Origin of the sequence: Allostella sp., assembly GCF_041913585.1 — a bacterium.
Lineage (GTDB): Bacteria > Pseudomonadota > Alphaproteobacteria > ATCC43930 > Allostellaceae > Allostella.
Genome location: NZ_JAYSFE010000015.1, coordinates 35,879 through 52,005 on the forward strand (window position 1 = coordinate 35,879; position 16,127 = coordinate 52,005).

The window sequence follows — 16,127 nt, forward strand, 5'->3', positions numbered from 1 at the left end:
CTCGTCGTCACCACCTTCTCGGCGCTGGGATATGCCCTGCGGCACGGCGACCACATCCAGGTGACCCTGCTGGTCGACCAGCTGTCGCAGCGGGCCCGCGACTGGCTGCGGGTCTTCTGGTGCCTGGTCGGGATCCCGTTCCTCGCCCTGCTCATCTGGCGCACCGGGATCCTGGCCCATGACAGCTACGTCAGCGGCTCGTTCTCGGTGTCCGCCACCAACATCCTGCTGTGGCCGGTCCAGGCGTTCGTGCCGGCCGGCCTCGCCGTCTTCCTGCTGCAGATGGTGGCGGAGCTGACATCCGCGGTCGAGACCGTCCTGGGGAAGCGCCGATGAGCTGGGAACTGGCGGCGACGCTCTATTTCGGGGTGATGCTGGTCCTGCTCTTCGGCGGCGTGTGGATCGCGGTCAGCCTGGGAGCCGCCGGCGTCTTCGGCATATGGATGGTACGGCCGGCCCTGCTGGGCGGCATCGAATCCGTGGTCTGGAACACCGTCGACAGCTTCGTTCTGACGGCCGTGCCGCTGTTCCTCTTCATGGGCGCGGTCATCCTGCACAGCGGCATCAGTTCCCGCTTCTACCGCAGTCTCGCGATCTGGCTGACCGGGGTGCCGGGCGGCCTCGCCCAGGCGAACATCGCCGCCTGCGGCATCTTCGCGGCACTGTGCGGGTCCAGCGTGGCGACCGCCGCCGCCGTCGGCGCGATCGCCATCCCGGAAATGAAGAGGCGGGGCTACGGCATCCGGCCGACCACCGGAACGCTGGCCGCCGGCGGGACGCTCGGCATCCTCATCCCGCCGTCCATTCCCTTCATCATCTACGGTTCGACGATCGGCGAATCGGTCGGCAAGCTCTTCATCGCCGGAATCGTGCCCGGGATCATGATGGCGCTGGCCTTCATGCTGTTCCTCGGCATCCAGGCACGCTTCATCCCGGACCAGCTGCCGGCCTCCGGCGAGCGTCCGACGCTGCGCCAGCGCTCGGCCGCCCTCTTCGACCTCGTTCCGGTGGTCGGCCTGATCCTCGTCGTCATCGGCGGCATCTATGCCGGGCTGATGACGCCGACCGAGGCGGCCGGCATCGGCGCCGCCGGCGCGGTCGTGGTGGCGGCGCTCTATCGCCAGCTGACGTTCGCCGTGCTGCGGCGCAGCCTGCTCGACACCCTGCGCACCAACGCGATGATCCTGTTCATCGTCATCGGCGCGCAGATCCTGTCCTTCGCGCTGGTGTCGGCCGGCATTCCGCGCGCCATCGTCGCCACGATCAACGCCCTGGACGCCGCACCCTACATGGTGCTGCTGCTGGTCGTGGCCATGTACCTGATCCTCGGCTGCCTCGTCGACGCGCTCTCCCTCATGCTGCTGACGCTGCCGGTCGTGCACCCGGTCATGATGGCCGCCGGGTTCGATCCGATCTGGTTCGGGGTCGTCCTCGTGATCCTGCTCGAGATCGGGCTGATCACGCCGCCCGTCGGCGTGAACCTGTTCGTCATCCAGGGCATGGCCGGCACGACGCTGGGCGAGGTCGGGTGGGGCTCCCTGCCGTATGTCCTGCTGCTGCTGGGCGGCGTGCTGGCCCTGACGCTGGTGCCCGACATCGCCCTCTGGCTGCCCCGACAACTCTTCTAGGACGGCTGCGCCATCGCCCGGACGGCGCGCTCCGTCCCGGCGTCCGCCGGGTGGAAGGTCTCGATCCGGAGGTCCTGCAGGGTGATGTCCTGCGCGGTGCCCAGGGTCGCGATGGTGCTGACGAAGCGCAGCGGGCCGGCCGGGGTGCGCAAGACCACCGGCACGACCAGGTCCGAGGCCCCCGCGGCATCGAGGTCGGGAAGCGGCGGGACGTCCGGCCAGGCCAACGCCTCCGCGAGCAGGGCGCGGCGCGACGGGTCGCCGTCGCGGCCGACCTCGCGCCGCACCCGGCCGAGCACGGCCAGCGCCGCCTCGGTCCAGTTCTCCAGATGATTGCGGACCCCGTCGGGATGGCAGAGGAGGCGGAGCAGGTTCGGCCGCGGCTTCGGCAGCAGCGTCAGTGGCGGGACCGGCCGGTCGCCGCGCGCCGCTGGGCCGCATGCCGCGACCGTCGCGGCATAGGCGGCGTTCGCCATCAGCACGTCCCAGCGGCCGTCGAGGGCCACCGCCGGGAACGGGTCGTGGCGGCCGAGGATCATCGTCACCAGCCGCAGCACCTCGGCCATCTCGGGCGCGTCGATCGGCGTCTCGCGGTAGGCGGGCGCGAAGCCGGCGGCGAGCAGCAGGTCGTTGCGGTCGCGCCGCGGCACCGCCAGCGCCGCGGACAGGCGCAGCACCAGTTCGCGGGACGGCCGGGCGCGGCCGCTCTCGACGAAGCTGAGATGGCGGGTCGAGACGCCGCTTTCGCCGGACAGCTCCATCTGGCTCATCCGGCGGGCGCGCCGCCACTCGGCGATCAGGCGGCCGACGGTCGGCTCGCTGCGGGCGGGAAAGCGCATCCCTCGTCTCCCTGGGGGACAATCGATCGGCCGACCCTATCGCCCGGACCGCGGGCCCGGCCATTACCCGCCGGGTAACGGCCGGCCGGCGTCATTCGCCGTCGGTCGGCGTCCCCGGCAGGGGCGTGACGGCGCGGAAGGCCCGCTTCAGCGCGAAGAGCTGGCGGTCGCGCTCCCGGAACAGGTCCGCCGCCGGACGGCCGCCATAGTCGTACCAGCCGGCCCCGGCGCTCACCCCGACATGCCCGGCATCGACCCGGCGCTCCAGTTCGGCGCACCGCCCGGTCGGAACCGGCGGAGTGTAGGAGCGGTTGGCGAGGATCTTGCGCGACAGCGCGAGCCCGGTGAAGTCGGCCTTCATCAGGTGGCCCATCAGGGCCATGCGCAGGGCGAGCCCGTGCCGGATCGAATCGTCGATCTCCGCCGGGCCGGCGATCCCGGCGTCGAGCAGCGCGTTGACCTCGAGCCCGATCGCCGCCTGGATGCGGTTGGCGATGAAGCCCGGCACGAACCGCCGCAGCACGATCGGGTGCTTGCCGAAGCCGGCATAGAGGGCCCGTACCGCTTCGACGACGGCCGGGTCGGTCCCCGGTCCGGCGACGACGTCGACGAGGTCGATCAGGTAGGGCGGCGTGTACCAGTGGGCGATCAGCGTGCGCGCCGCCCGGCGCGGCGGCACCAGCGGAAAGATGTCGAGCATCGAAGTGTTGCTGGCGAGGATCGCGTCCTCCGGCAGCAACCGGTCGAGGTCGGCGAAGACCCGGCGCTTCACCTCCGGGTCCTCGGCCACCGCCTCGACCACCAGCCATGCGCCGGCCGCGGCCCGTTCGAGGTCGGGGACGATGGCGACCATCGTGTCCAGGCGTGCGTCGTCCCAGTCGGGCGGCGCCTCCCCCGCCTCGCGGATGGTGGCGAGCGCCGCCCGCATCAGGCCCGGCGCGCGGGCCAGCGCCCCAGGGTCGTTGTCGTAGAGCCGGACGGGGTGGCCGCCCAGGGCGTGGACCAGGGCCAGCGCATGGCCCATGGTGCCGGCGCCGATCACGGCGACGGGCCGCTTGGTCGTCGTCATCGCCCGTCCCCTCAGCGCGGGGTCCAGCCGAGCGGCGCGCGCGCCGCCGGGTCGGTCGCGACGTCGATCACCGCCGGCCGGCCGGCGCGCGCGGCAGCGGCGAAGGCCGCCCGAAAGTCGGCCGGGTCCTCGACGCGGACGCCGAAGCAATCCATGGACTGGGCGACGCGGGCGAAATCCATCGGGTGGAAGACGTAGATCTCGCTCTTGTTGCCGCGCCGACCTTCGTAGGCGGCGTCGATGCTGCGGGCGCCCTGGGCGAGGCAGCCGTTGTTGTTGACCACCGTCACCGTGTGGATGCCGCAGCGCCGCGCCGTCTCCAGCTCGGCCATGTGGTACATGAAGCCGCCGTCGCCGGTGAAGCAGACGACCGGCCGGTCCGGCAGCGCGCACTTGGCGCCGAGTGACCCGGGGAACCCCCAGCCGAGCGAGCCCGCCGCCCGCAGGTAGCGCTGGCGGGCCGAGCGCAGCTCGACCAGGGTGCCGCTCCATTGCGAGGAATAGCCGGTGTCGGCGACCAGCACCGCGTCGTCGGGCAGGGCCGCGGTCAGCTCGGCACACAGTCGCTCCGGCCGGATCGGCGTCGTCGCGGAGGCCAGCGCCGGCGCCGTCTCGGCCCGCCATTCCGCGACCAGCGTCCGGGCCCGGGCGTCCCAGTCGCCCGAAGCGCGCGGGCGGACCGCGGCGGCCAGCTGCTCCAGCCCGGCGCGGACGTCGGCCTGGAGCCCGATGGTGCCGGGATAGGAGCGGCCGAGCTCCGCCGGGTCGGGATCGAGCTGCACCACCGGGATGCCGGGCGCCGGCAGGGTCCAGTTGCTCGTCACCTGGTCGCCGGTGTCGCAGCCGGCGAAGATCACGAGGTCGGCTTCGGCGACGATGCGGTTGGCGCAGCTCCGGGAATAGGTGCCGACGATGCCGCCATTGAGCGGGTGCTGCTCGACCAGCACCGCCTTGGCGTCGAGCGCCGCCACCACCGGCGCCGACAGTCGCTCCGCCAGCGCCGCCACCGCCGCCTCCGCCGCCGACGCCATGGCGCCGGCGCCGACGACCAGCACCGGCCGCCGCGCCTGGTCGATCGCCGCCACGGCCTGGGCCAGCATCGCCGGGTCGGCCGGCGGGCGGAAGGCAGGGACGCGGCCGAAGCTCGCCTCCGGCATCGCCGCCAGCGCGCAGTCGGCCATTGCCGTCGTGTCGCCGGTCATGCCGTCGATGTCGAGATGGGCCGGTCCCGGCCGGCCCGTCGTCGCCACCCGAAACGCCTGGCGCAGCAGCAGGGGCAGCTGCGCCGGCAGGTCGACCCGCGCCGACATCTTGGTTACGGCGGCAAACAGCGGCTCGTGCGGGATTTCCTGATAGGCGTTGCGATACTGCTCGATCGCCGGCTTGCGGCCGGTCAGCGCCACCACGCTCGACTGGCCGAGGAAGGCGTCCTGCAGCCCGGCCGCGAGGTTGGCGGCACCGACCGACTGCGCCATGCACAGCGCCGGCCGGCGCGCCGCGCGCGAATAGCCGTCGGCCATGTAGGCGGCCGCCTTCTCCGAGCGTGCGAGCACCCGGCGGATGCCGACCTCCTCCATCTCGACCAGTGCCCGGCGCAGCACCGCGTCGACGAAGAAGACATGGTCGATGCCGACCGAAAGCGCCGCTTCGGCAATGAAGCGGGCGCCCTTCATGGTCGGGATCTGGGTGGCGGTCTCGTTCATCGTGGGGTCCGTTTCCTCGTGGTTTGCCGCCAGCAGACCGGCCGGCGCGGCCCCGCGTCAAGCCGCGTGCCGATTACCTCGCGGGTCATTGCACCAGGCGATCGCGACTGCGAGGCTGCCGCGGTCAAGCAGCTTCCGGGAAGGTCCGGCATGGCCGACGATTCGCCCTCCAGCCTGCGTGCGCCGCAGCCGACCGAACTCTCGCCGCGGACCCGCCGCATCCTCGAGGGACCGGTGGCCCCGACCCTGCTGCGGCTGGCATTGCCCAACCTGGGCGAGGCGGCGGCGCGCATCGCCTTCGTCAGCTTCGACGCCGTCTTCGTCGGCTGGCTCGGCACCGACGCGCTGGCCGGCGTCTCGCTCGCCTTCCCGATCTTCCTGCTGATGCAGATGACGTCCGCCAGCGGCGTCGGCGCCGGGGTCAATGGCAGCATCGCCCGGGCGATGGGGGCCGGCCACCCGGACGAAGCGGCCGCGATCGCCTTCCACGCCATCCTGCTCGCGCTGCTCTTCGGCGGCGGCTTCGGCCTGCTGATGCTGGCCTGCGGCCCGTGGCTTTACGCTGCCATGGGCGCTAGCGGCGGCGGCCTCGCGGCCGCCGTCACCTACTCCGCCATCGTCTTCGGCGGGGTCGTCGCCGTCTGGCTGATGAACCTGATGGCGAACGTCGTCCGCGGCACCGGCAACATGCTGGTGCCGGCGAGCGCGATCATCGCCGGCGAGGCGGTCCACCTCGCGCTGTCGCCGCTGCTGATCCTGGGCCTGGGGCCGGTGCCGTCGCTGGGGGTGGCGGGCGCCGGCATCGCGGTCGTCGCGTCCTACGCCACGGGCGCCCTGGTGCTGGCCGGCCATCTGCTGGCCGGGCGCGGCGAAATCCGCCTGCAGCCGTGCCGGCCCCGGGCCCGTCACTTCGCCGCCATCCTCGGCGTCGGCGTTCCCGCCGGCCTCAACGTCGTGCAGGCGCAGGCGACGATGATCCTGGCGACAGGCTTCGCCGCCGCCTTCGGCACCACGGCGCTGGCCGGCTACGGCGCGGCCGCCCGGCTCGACCTCCTGCAGATCCCGCTCACCTTCGCCATGGGCTCGGCCGTCATCGCCATGGTCGCGACCGCGATCGGCGCCGGCCGCCACGACCGCGCCCGCCGCATCGCCTGGACCGGCGCCGGCATCGGCTTCGCGATCGGCCTCGTCTTCGCCGCGGTCGCGCTGGGCGCGCCTGGCACCTGGATGGGCTTCTTCTCGACCGATACGGCGACGGTGGCCGAGGGAGCGGCCTATCTCCAGCGGGCGGGCCTCGCCTACCCGGTCCTCGGCATCGGCTTCGGGCTTTTCTTCTCGCTGCTCGGGCTCGGACGCGCCACCGCCTCCTTCTTCGCCGGTACCGCGCGGCTCGCCGTCATCGCCGCCGGCGGCTGGACGGTCGTCCATTGGCTGGCGGGCGGGCTGCCGATGCTGGCGACGGTCGCGGTCGCCGCCGCCCTCGCCTTCACCGCGGCGATGCTGGTCGTCGCCGCGACGACCCGGGAGCTCAGGGGCTGACGAGTTGCCCGACGCGGCCGCCGCGTGCGACGCTCGCCCGCATCATGACCATCGAACTGACCGACGCGCAGCTCGAGCGCTATGCCCGCCACGTCATCCTCGACGAGGTGGGCGAGGAGGGACAGGCGCGGCTGCTCGCCGCCCGCGTGCTGGTGGTGGGGGCGGGCGGCCTCGGCGCGCCGGTGCTGCTCTACCTCGCCGCGGCCGGGATCGGCCGGCTCACCATCGCCGACCCCGACACGGTCGAGGTCTCGAACCTGCAACGCCAGGTCATCCATTCGACCGCGACCATCGGCCATCCCAAGGCCGAGAGCGCGCGGACCGCGATCGCCCGGCTCGACCCCGACCTGCAGGTGACGGCGCTGGTCGACAAGGTGACGGCCGCAAATGCCGCCCGCCTCGTCGCGGACCACGACCTCGTCGTCGACGGCACCGACAATTTCGCCGCCCGCTATCTCCTGAACGACGCCTGCTACTTCGCGCGCGTGCCGCTGGTCTCGGCGGCGCTGCTGCGGTTCGAGGGCCAGATCTCGACCTACAAGGCGCACGAGCCGGGGGAGAACCGACCCTGCTACCGCTGCCTCTTCCGCTCGCCGCCGCCGCCCGACCTGGTGCCGCGCTGCGAGCAGGCCGGCATCTTCGGCGCCGTCGCCGGCGTCGTCGGCACCATGCAGGCGACCGAGGTGCTGAAGGAGATCCTCGGCCTGGGCGAGGGCCTGGCGGGGACGCTGCTGCTCTACGACGCCCTCGGCGCGACCGTCCGCCGCCTCAAGGCCCGGCGCGACCCCGACTGTCCGCTCTGCGGCAGCCACCCGACGATCCGGGATCTCTCCGGCCACGCCTGACGACCGCCGACATACCGGGTATCATGTCGCCCGGATGTCGGAATACCCGCTGCTCTTCTCGCCCGTCCGGCTGGGCCGGCTGACGCTTCCCAACCGCATCGTCATGGCGGCGATGGAGACCAACCTCGCCGACGCCGACGGCGCGGTCACCGACGCGCTCGTCGCCCACTACCGCCGCCGGGCGGCCGGCGGGGCGGCGATGGTGACCGTCGAATACACCTGCGTCGACCAGACCGAGGGCAAGGGCAGCGCCATCCAGCTCGCCCTCGACCATGACGGGCTGATCGACGGCCACGCCCGCCTCTCCGCCGCGATCGCCGCGGCGGGCGCGGTGCCCTGCCTGCAACTGCACCATGCCGGGCGGCAGACCAGCCCGCGCTTCCTCGCCGGGCGGCAGCCGGTGGCGCCTTCGGCGCACGAGAGCCCGATGTTCCGCACCACCCCGCGGGCGCTCGCCGCAGACGAGGTGGCGGCGCTGGTCGACCGCTTCGCCGATGCCGCCGCCCGCGCGGTCCGGGCAGGCTATGCCGCGATCGAACTGCACGGTGCCCACGGCTACCTGCTGGGGCAGTTCCTGTCGCCCTGGACCAACCGGCGCGACGACGCGTGGGGCGGCGACGCCACGCGCCGCCTCGCCTTCCCGATCGCCGTCGTCCGCCGCGTCCGGGCCGCCATCGGCGAGCGCCCGCTGGTCTACCGCCTCTCGGCCGAGGAGTTCATGGCGGGCGGCATCGACCCGGCGGAGGCCGCGACGGCGGCGCGGGCCCTGGTCGCGGCGGGTGCCGACGCCATCCATGTCTCGACCGGCGTCGCCGAGCGGCTCGACACCAACGTCGACCCGATCGCCTCGCCGGAGGGCTGGCGCCTCGGCCATGCCCGGCGCATCCGCGCCGCACTGGCCGGCGCCGCGCCGGTCATCGGGGTCGGCGTCATCCGCCGGCCGGAGCTGGCCGAGGCGGCGATCGCCGAGGGCAGCGCCGACCTGATCGCGCTCGGCCGCGCGCTGCTCGCCGATCCCGACTGGCCGCGCAAGGCGCGGGACGGCCGGAGCGGCACCATCCGGCCCTGCACCTCGTGCAACTGGTGCATCCAGCGCCTGGCCGGGCACGGGCCCGTCGGCTGCGCCGAGAACCCCGCCGTCGGCCGCGACCATCGGCCGGCGCCGAGGGTCCGCGGCGGCGCGCCGCAGGCCGTCGTGGTCGGCGGCGGTCCGGGCGGCATGGCCGGCGCCGTCATGCTGGCCGAGGCCGGCTGGCGGGTGACGCTGTTCGAGGCGGCGCCACGGCTCGGCGGCGGCATCGACGTCTCCGCCCGCCCGCCGGGCAAGGACAAGCTCGGCTGGTATCGCGACCATCTGGTGCGGCGGCTGGCCGAGCTCGGCGTCCGGATCGCCTGTGGACGCCGCGCCGGCGCGGGGGACGTTCTGGCGCTCGATCCGGCCTTCGTGCTGGTCGCGACCGGCTCGGCCGACCGCGCCGCCGACGTCGCGCCGGGCGGCATCGTCGCCTCCGCCTACGACGTGCTGGCCGGCCTGCGGCCGATCGGCCCGGGGCCCGTCCTGGTCTATGGCGGCGGCGAGACCGGCTGCGAGACCGCCGAGACCGCCGCCGCCGAGGGCTGGCCCGTCCATCTCGTCAGCCGCTCGTCCGAGCGCCAGCTCGCCCGCAGTGCCGAGTTCGTCTATCGGCGCACGCTGCTGGCCCGGCTGCGGTCCCATCCGCGCATCGCGATCCACGCCGAGACCCGCCTCGCCGCGGTCGACGGCACGACCGCGGTGCTGGAGGGCAGCGACGGCCGCCGTTGCCTCCTCCAGGTCGGCCAGGTCCTGCTGGCCCAGGGGCGGCAGCCGGTGGACGGCCTCGCGGCCGCCCTGCAGGCCGCCGGCATCCGCCACGCCGTGGTCGGCGATGCGAAGCGCGGCGGCCGCATCGGCGAGGCGGTCAACGACGCCTGGGACGCGGTCCTCGCCCTCTGACGGCAGTGCCGGCCCGCTGGCCGGCGCGGCACGGCGCGTGCTATCCCCTGCTTCCTCGGGAACAGCCTGGAACGGGGGATCGGGGGATGAGCAAGAATCCGCTGACGGAGGACTATGTGCGCGACGTCGCGCGCAGCGCCCAGGGCGTGAAGGTCGACGCGGCCGAGGCGACCGTGATCGCGCTGACGATCGGCCCCTTCAACCGCATGGTGCGCGACGCGGCCCTCGACCTGCCGTTCGAGGTCGAGCCGGCCGGCTTCCTGGTGACGCTCGAAGCGGGAGCCCGGCGGTGAGCCCGGCCAGCCCGCTCCACCTCGACCTCGTCGGCATCGCCGGCGCCATCGCCCGCCGCGAGGTCTCCTCGGTCGAGATCACGCGCGCCTGCCTGGAGGCGGCCGAGCGGCTGCAGCCGGAGCTGAACCTCTACATCCGCATCGACGGCGACGAGGCGCTGGCCGCCGCCGCCGAGGCCGATGCCGCGGTCGCCCGCGGCGCGGCGCTGGGGCCGCTGCACGGCGTGCCGCTTGCCCACAAGGACATGTACTACCGTGCCGGCCGGGTGGTGACCTGCGGATCGGAAATCCGCCGCAACTGGGTCGCCGACACGACGTCGAGCGCGCTGGAGCGGCTGTCGGCGGCGGGCGCGCTCAACCTCGGCACCCTCAACATGGCCGAGTTCGCCATGGGCGGGACCGGCCACAACTACCATTTCGGCCATTGCCGCAACCCGTGGAAGGTCGAGCATGTGCCGGGCGGCTCCTCCTCGGGGTCGGGCGCCGGCCTGGCGGCGCGGCTCTTCTACGGCGCGCTCGGTTCCGACACCGGCGGCTCGATCCGGCTGCCGGCCGCCTTCTGCGGCGTCACCGGCATCAAGCCGACCCAGACCCGGGTCAGCCGCTACGGCGCCATGCCGCTCAGCTTCTCGATGGACAATGTCGGCCCGCTCGCCCGGACCGCGCGCGACTGCGCGCGCCTGCTCGGCATCGTCGCCGGCGCCGACCCGCGCGACCCGACCTGCAGCACGCGGCCCGTGCCCGACTACGAGGCCGGGATCGACGCCGGCGTGAAGGGGCTGACCATCGCCGTCCCGACCGGCCATTATCTCGACAACCTCCATGCGGACGTGCTGGCCGCCTACGAGGCGGCGCTCGACCTCTTCCGCCAGATCGGCGCCGCGACGGTCGAGGTCGACGTGCCGGACCACGACCTGATGCTGGCGGCGATCCATGCCGTCATCGCGGTCGAGGCCGCGACCGTCCACGGGCCGTGGCTGCGCCAGCGCCCGGGCGACTACAGCCAGGCGGTGCGCTCGCGCTTCGAGCCCGGCCTCTACTATCCGGCGACCCGCTATCTCGAGGCGCTGAACCTCCGGGGACCGACCCTGCAGGCCTTCACCGAGGCGGTCTTCGCCAAGGCGGACGTCATGCTGACGCCGGTGCTGGCGGGCCAGGTGCCGACGCTGGCCGCGACCGACGCCCACGCCAATCCCGACGGCTCGCGCGCCGCCGCCGCCGTCGCCCGCAACACCCGGCCGATCAACTATCTCGGCCTGCCGGCGCTGGCCTTCCCGGGCGGCTTCTCCTCCAACGGCCTGCCGATCGGCCTGCAGGCGGTGGGCCGGCCGTTCGACGAGGCGACCCTGTTCCGGGTCGGGCACGCCTACCAGCGCGAGACGCGCTGGCACGAGCGCCTGCCACCGCTCGCGGCCGGAAACGCGTAGCCGCGGACGCCGGGTCGGCGACGGCCCGGAAACAAAAAAGGAATCCCCTCCGGTGTCGCCACCGGAGGGTCAAGCCGGGTCGCTTCCCGGATCCTGCAAGTGGAAAACCACTTTTACCGTGGTTTCCCAACCGGCTCCCAACGCGAAGATTGCAGAGCCCGACCGTGCCGTCAATACTCGCCGTTCGCGACCATCTGCGACGGGCGAGGCCATGAAAGGTAGGCGCATCCGCGAGGAACTGACGTGCGGGATCGATCTCGGCATCGGCTCCTGCGGATGGGCGGTGATCCGACGCGAGGAGGATGGCGGCGGCATCGTCGGCCTCGGCGTGCGCACCTTCGACGTTCCGGAGACCGACAAGGAGCGTACCCCGACCAACCAATTGCGGCGCCAGTACCGTGGCACGCGGCGCGTGCTGCGGCGGCGACGCCAGCGCGTGGCGGCGATCCGCCGCCTGTTCCGGGCGGCCGGCCTGATCGACACGGAGACGCCGGGAGCCCTGCGGGTCGCCGAGCACGACCCGTGGGAACTGCGCGCGGCCGCCTTGGAACATCCGCTGGGCCCGAGCGAACTGGCGGTCGCGCTGGGCCACATCGCCAAGCATCGCGGCTTCCGGTCCAACAGCAAGCGGGATCGCGGCAGCAACGCGCCGGATGACTCCTCGAAGATGCTGAAGACGATCGAGGCGACGCGGCAGCGCCTCCAGGAATGGCGCACGGTCGGCGAGATGTTCGCCCGGGCGCCCGACTATGCCACACGCAAGCGCAACCGCGACGGCGACTACACGCGTTCGATCCTGCGGGCGGACCAGGAGCGGGAGGTCGCGCTCATCTTCGATTGCCAACGGCGGATGGGCAGCCGGCTCGCCACCGCGGAGCTGGAGCAGCAGTTCTCCGATCTGGCCTTCAGCCAGCGCCCTTTGGCGGACAGCGAGGACAAGGTCGGCTGGTGCCCATTCGAGCCCGGCGAGCGGCGGGCCGCCAAGCACGCCTATTCGTTCGAGCGGTTCCGGCTCCTGTCGCGGTTGGCGGCGCTGACGATCCGGGACGGCCAGTCGGAACGCCGCCTCTCCGCCGACGAGATCGCGGCGGCGAGCTCGGACTTCGCCGGGCAGCGCGGGCTTTCCTTCAAGCGCCTGCGCAAGCTGATCGGCCTGCCCGATGCGAGCCGCTTCGATGGACTGCCGCCGGAAGAGGAAGGCAAGCGCGATGTGGTGGCGCGATCCGGGGCTGCGGCCCCCGGCAGCCATGCCCTGCGATCGGCATTGGGCGACGCCGCCTGGAACTCCCTTCGCGCCGAGCCGGACAAGCTCGATCGGGTCGCCTTCGTGCTGACGTTCCGCGAGGATGTCGCCTCGATCCGCGCGGGGCTGGCGGCGCTCGGTCTCTGCGACCTCGTGCTGACGGCGATCATGAGGGGGGTGGAGGACGGCACCTTCTCCGCCTTCAAGGGTGCGGGCCACATCTCGGCCAAGGCGTGCCGCAACATCCTGCCTCATCTCGCCCAGGGAATGGTCTATTCCGCCGCCTGCGCCGCCGCCGGCTACGACCACGCGCGCCGGCCGCAGACCAGGCTCGAGGACATCGCCAACCCGGTCGCCCGCAAGGCCCTCGGGGAGGCGATCAAGCAGGTCCGCGCGATCGTCGCCGAGTACGGGCTTCCGGGCCGCTTTCACATCGAGCTCGCCCGCGACGTCGGCAAGAGCAAGGAGGAGCGCGACGAGATCACGAAGGGCATCGAGAAGCGGAACAAGGAACGCGACCGGCTGCGCGAACAGTTCGCCGAGACCGTCGGGCATCCGCCGGCCGGCGTGGAGGACCTGCTGCGGTTCGAGCTCTGGCGGGAGCAGAACGGCCGCAGCCTCTACGGCGACCAGCCGATCCCGCCGCATGCGATCGTTGCCAGCGACAACAGCGTACAGGTCGATCACATCCTGCCGTGGAGCCGGTCGGGCGACGACAGCTTCGTCAACAAGACGCTCTGCTTCGCCTCCGAGAACCAGGAGAAGCGCGGCCGCACGCCCCACGAATGGTTCGGCGCGGACGACCGGCGGTGGGCCGCCTTCGTCGCCGCGGTGGAGACGACCAAGGGCATGAAGGGGCGCAAGAAGCGCAACTACGTGCTGAAGGACGCCAAGCTGCTCGAGGAGAAGTTCAAGCCGCGAAACCTCAACGACACGCGGTTCGCGACCCGCCTCCTCGCCGACCATGTCCGCGGCCTCTATGCAGATGGCGGCGCCGACCGCGTGGGTGCGCGGCCGGGCCCACTGACGGATCGCCTGCGGCGCGGCTGGGGAATCCAGGACCTGAAGAAGGGCCCCGACGGCAAGCGGGTCGCCGACGACCGCCACCATGCCTTGGATGCGCTGATCGTCGCCGCCACGAGCCGGTCGGCCTTGCAGCGCCTGACCCGCGCCTTCCAGGAGGCGGAGGCGACCGGCTCCCACCGCGACTTCTCCGACCTGCCGCCGCCCTGGCCCGGCTTCGTCGAGGAGACGCGCCGCCGGCTGGTGGAAGTGTTCGTCTCCCGCGCGGAACGACGGCGCGCCCGCGGCCGGGGTCATGCCGAAACGATCCGGCAGGTCGAGGAGCGGGACGGCGCAGTGCAAGTCTACGAGCGCAAGCCGATCGAGAGCCTGACGCTCGCCGACCTCGACCGGATCAAGGACGCGGAGCGCAACCAGGCCCTGATCGAACGGCTGCGCGACTGGATCGAGCGCCGGAAGCCCGCCGACGACCCGCCGAGATGGAAATACGGCGCCGACGGCGCAGAGCGGCTGGAGCCGATCCGCAAGGTGCGGCTGCTGAGCCGGAACAAGCCGGACGTCCTCGTCCGTGACGGCGCCGCCGACCGCGGCGAGATGGTTCGCGTCGACGTGTTCCGCAAACTCAACAGGCGGCAGCAGTGGGAGTTCTTTCTGGTGCCGGTCTATCCGCATCAAACTGCGGACTGCACGAATTGGCCATTCCCGCCGCGCCTCGCTATTCGTGCATACACTCCAGAGCAAAATTGGCCGGATGTGTCGTCCGGAGAATTCGAGTTCCTTTGGAGTCTGTTTCCATTTTGTTTCGTCGAGATTGAAAAGAGCGACGGCACTTTCATGGATGGGTATTTTCGCAGCGCCGACCGATCAACTGCGGCTATTTCAATATCCTCGCACAATCGCAGCGATTTGCTCCAACGAGGTATTGGAACACGCACGCTCAAAAGCTTCCGCAAGTTCTCCATTGACCGGCTCGGCCGGCGCAGCGAAATCGTCCGGGAAGCACGGACATGGCATGGCGCGGCCTGCACCTGACGCGCCCGTCCCGCCTGTCGCTGGCGGACGGCCAGATCGTCGTGTCCCAGGACGACGGCGAGGTTCGGCTGGCGATCGAGGACGTGGCCTGGATCGTCGTCGACACGTCGCAGTCGACGCTCACGGGCGCGCTGCTGTCGGCCTGCATGGCAGCCGGGATCGCCGTCATCGTGACCGACGAGACGCACACGCCATCCGGGGTGGCGCTCCCGTTCCATCGGCATTTCCGTCAGGCCGACATGGCGCAGCGGCAGGTCGGCCTGACGGCGCCCTTCAAGAAGCGGCTGTGGCAGTCCGTCGTCCGTCGCAAGATCGACAATCAAGCGGCCGCCCTGGCGGCCGTCGGCCGTGGCGGCGCAGGACCACTGCGCGAGATGGCGAAGCTCGTCGGCTCCGGCGATCCGGGCAACGTCGAGGCGCGGGCGGCCCGCTACTACTGGGGCCAGCTCTTCGCCGAGTTTCGCCGGGAGGACGAGGGCGACCGGCGCAACAAGCTCCTCAACTATGGCTATGCCGTGGTGCGCTCCGGCGTCGCGCGGGCCCTGGTCGCCTATGGGCTGGTTCCGTCGCTCGGCATCATGCATGCGAGCGTCAGCAACCCCTTCAATCTCGCCGACGACCTCGTGGAGCCCTTCCGGCCGTTCGTCGACGTCCTGGCATGGCGGACCGTCGAAGATGGGCAGCCCTGCCGCAAGGACCTGACCGTCGATGACCGACGCGCGATGGCCGGCGCGCTGCTGGCCGAGGCTCGCATGGGATCGGAGCGGATCTCCCTGCTGGTCGCGACCGAGCGCGCCGCGGCCTCGCTCGCCCGCGCCATGGAGGCCGCGAGCGGCGCCTTGCTGGAGCTGCCCGAACTCGCACCATGAGGACGGAAGAGGTCCGGATCTTGTGGCTCTTCGTCTTCTTCGATCTGCCGGTCGGCACCAAGAGCGAGCGGCGCGCCGCGACGCGGTTCCGCAACTTCCTCAAGCAGGACGGGTATATGATGCTGCAATGGTCCGTCTATGCGAGGGTATGCCGTGGGGAGGAGGCGGTCGAGAAGCACCTGTCCCGCGTGACCCGCAGCCTGCCCACGAAAGGCAGCGTCCGGGCGCTCCAGGTGACCGACAAGCAGTACGGCCGAATGCGACTCCTGCTCGGAGAGGCCAGCAAAAATGAGAAGATCGCCCCGAAACAACTCGTCCTGCTCTGATTTCGGCCTCGATTCCGAGACGAAAATCAGAGCAGGATCAAGCCGTTGGACGAAAGGTAGCCTACCGAATGGGAGCCGGTAGGGAAACCACGGCGTAACTTGGGCAGAGGCCTTCTCGGTTCCAAGCCTACCGAATGGGAGCCGGTAGGGAAACCACGGCTACAAGCTCGGGCGGGTGCGGCGATGACGGAGCCTACCGAATGGGAGCCGGTAGGGAAACCACGGCAACGGTGGTCTCGATCCGAGCCCCCGCCGAAGCCTACCGAATGGGAGCCGGTAGGGAAACCACGGCTTCGCGCGCGCCGCTTCGTCCGGG

At 72.0% G+C, this 16,127-nt stretch carries 13 protein-coding genes; 10 read left to right on the forward strand and 3 right to left on the reverse strand.

Annotation, left to right across the window (positions count from 1 at the left end):
• Together ACE3Q3_RS04855 and ACE3Q3_RS04860 are read left to right on the forward strand one after the other, a co-directional pair.
• A partial coding sequence (locus ACE3Q3_RS04855) for a TRAP transporter small permease subunit (protein WP_374442708.1) occupies positions 1-336 on the forward strand: 336 nt, incomplete at its 5' end.
• Positions 333-1,628 (forward strand): TRAP transporter large permease, encoded by a 1,296-nt coding sequence (locus ACE3Q3_RS04860; protein WP_374442710.1) that lies wholly within the window; start codon positions 333-335, stop codon positions 1,626-1,628. The genes ACE3Q3_RS04855 and ACE3Q3_RS04860, both read left to right, overlap by 4 nt.
• On the opposite strand, the gene ACE3Q3_RS04865 is transcribed toward ACE3Q3_RS04860, so the two are convergent.
• The 3 genes from ACE3Q3_RS04865 to ACE3Q3_RS04875 form a co-directional block, all read right to left on the reverse strand.
• Complete coding sequence (locus ACE3Q3_RS04865; protein ID WP_374442713.1) at positions 1,625-2,467, reverse strand: helix-turn-helix domain-containing protein; 843 nt, start codon at positions 2,465-2,467, stop codon at positions 1,625-1,627. The two genes, ACE3Q3_RS04860 and ACE3Q3_RS04865, sit on opposite strands and share 4 nt — an antisense overlap.
• A gap of 91 nt (positions 2,468-2,558) precedes the next feature.
• Positions 2,559-3,536 carry a 3-hydroxyacyl-CoA dehydrogenase family protein gene (locus ACE3Q3_RS04870; RefSeq protein ID WP_374442716.1) on the reverse strand — a complete coding sequence of 326 codons (978 nt, stop codon included), beginning with the start codon at positions 3,534-3,536 and terminating at the stop codon, positions 2,559-2,561.
• A gap of 11 nt (positions 3,537-3,547) precedes the next feature.
• Complete coding sequence (locus tag ACE3Q3_RS04875; protein ID WP_374442719.1) at positions 3,548-5,239, reverse strand: thiamine pyrophosphate-binding protein; 1,692 nt, start codon at positions 5,237-5,239, stop codon at positions 3,548-3,550.
• A 150-nt stretch (positions 5,240-5,389) separates the two neighbouring features.
• Here ACE3Q3_RS04875 and ACE3Q3_RS04880 point away from each other — a divergent pair, with 150 nt between their 5' ends.
• The 8 genes from ACE3Q3_RS04880 (at position 5,390) to cas2 (ending at position 15,811) form a co-directional block, all read left to right on the forward strand.
• Complete coding sequence (locus ACE3Q3_RS04880) at positions 5,390-6,778, forward strand: MATE family efflux transporter (protein ID WP_374442722.1); 1,389 nt, start codon at positions 5,390-5,392, stop codon at positions 6,776-6,778.
• Positions 6,779-6,822: 44 nt separating this feature from the next.
• Positions 6,823-7,623 carry a ThiF family adenylyltransferase gene (locus ACE3Q3_RS04885; protein WP_374442725.1) on the forward strand — a complete coding sequence of 267 codons (801 nt, stop codon included), beginning with the start codon at positions 6,823-6,825 and terminating at the stop codon, positions 7,621-7,623.
• A 34-nt stretch (positions 7,624-7,657) separates the two neighbouring features.
• Entirely contained in the window at positions 7,658-9,598 is a 1,941-nt protein-coding gene (locus tag ACE3Q3_RS04890) for an FAD-dependent oxidoreductase (protein ID WP_374442728.1), read from the forward strand.
• 86 nt (positions 9,599-9,684) lie between these two features.
• Positions 9,685-9,891 (forward strand): hypothetical protein, encoded by a 207-nt coding sequence (locus ACE3Q3_RS04895; protein ID WP_374442732.1) that lies wholly within the window; start codon positions 9,685-9,687, stop codon positions 9,889-9,891.
• Positions 9,888-11,318 carry an amidase gene (locus ACE3Q3_RS04900; protein ID WP_374442734.1) on the forward strand — a complete coding sequence of 477 codons (1,431 nt, stop codon included), beginning with the start codon at positions 9,888-9,890 and terminating at the stop codon, positions 11,316-11,318. Before ACE3Q3_RS04895 ends, ACE3Q3_RS04900 begins: the two co-directional genes overlap by 4 nt.
• 118 nt (positions 11,319-11,436) lie before the next feature.
• A complete protein-coding gene (cas9, locus tag ACE3Q3_RS04905) occupies positions 11,437-14,616 on the forward strand; it encodes a type II CRISPR RNA-guided endonuclease Cas9 (RefSeq protein WP_374442736.1) in 3,180 nt (1,059 codons plus the stop codon).
• Entirely contained in the window at positions 14,592-15,485 is an 894-nt protein-coding gene (gene cas1 / locus ACE3Q3_RS04910) for a type II CRISPR-associated endonuclease Cas1 (RefSeq protein ID WP_374442739.1), read from the forward strand. The genes cas9 and cas1 overlap by 25 nt, the downstream gene beginning before the upstream one ends.
• Before the next feature lie 20 nt (positions 15,486-15,505).
• Positions 15,506-15,811, forward strand: a complete 306-nt coding sequence (gene cas2, locus ACE3Q3_RS04915; protein WP_374442743.1) for a CRISPR-associated endonuclease Cas2 — start codon at positions 15,506-15,508, stop codon at positions 15,809-15,811.
• The last annotated feature ends 316 nt before the right edge of the window (positions 15,812-16,127 follow it).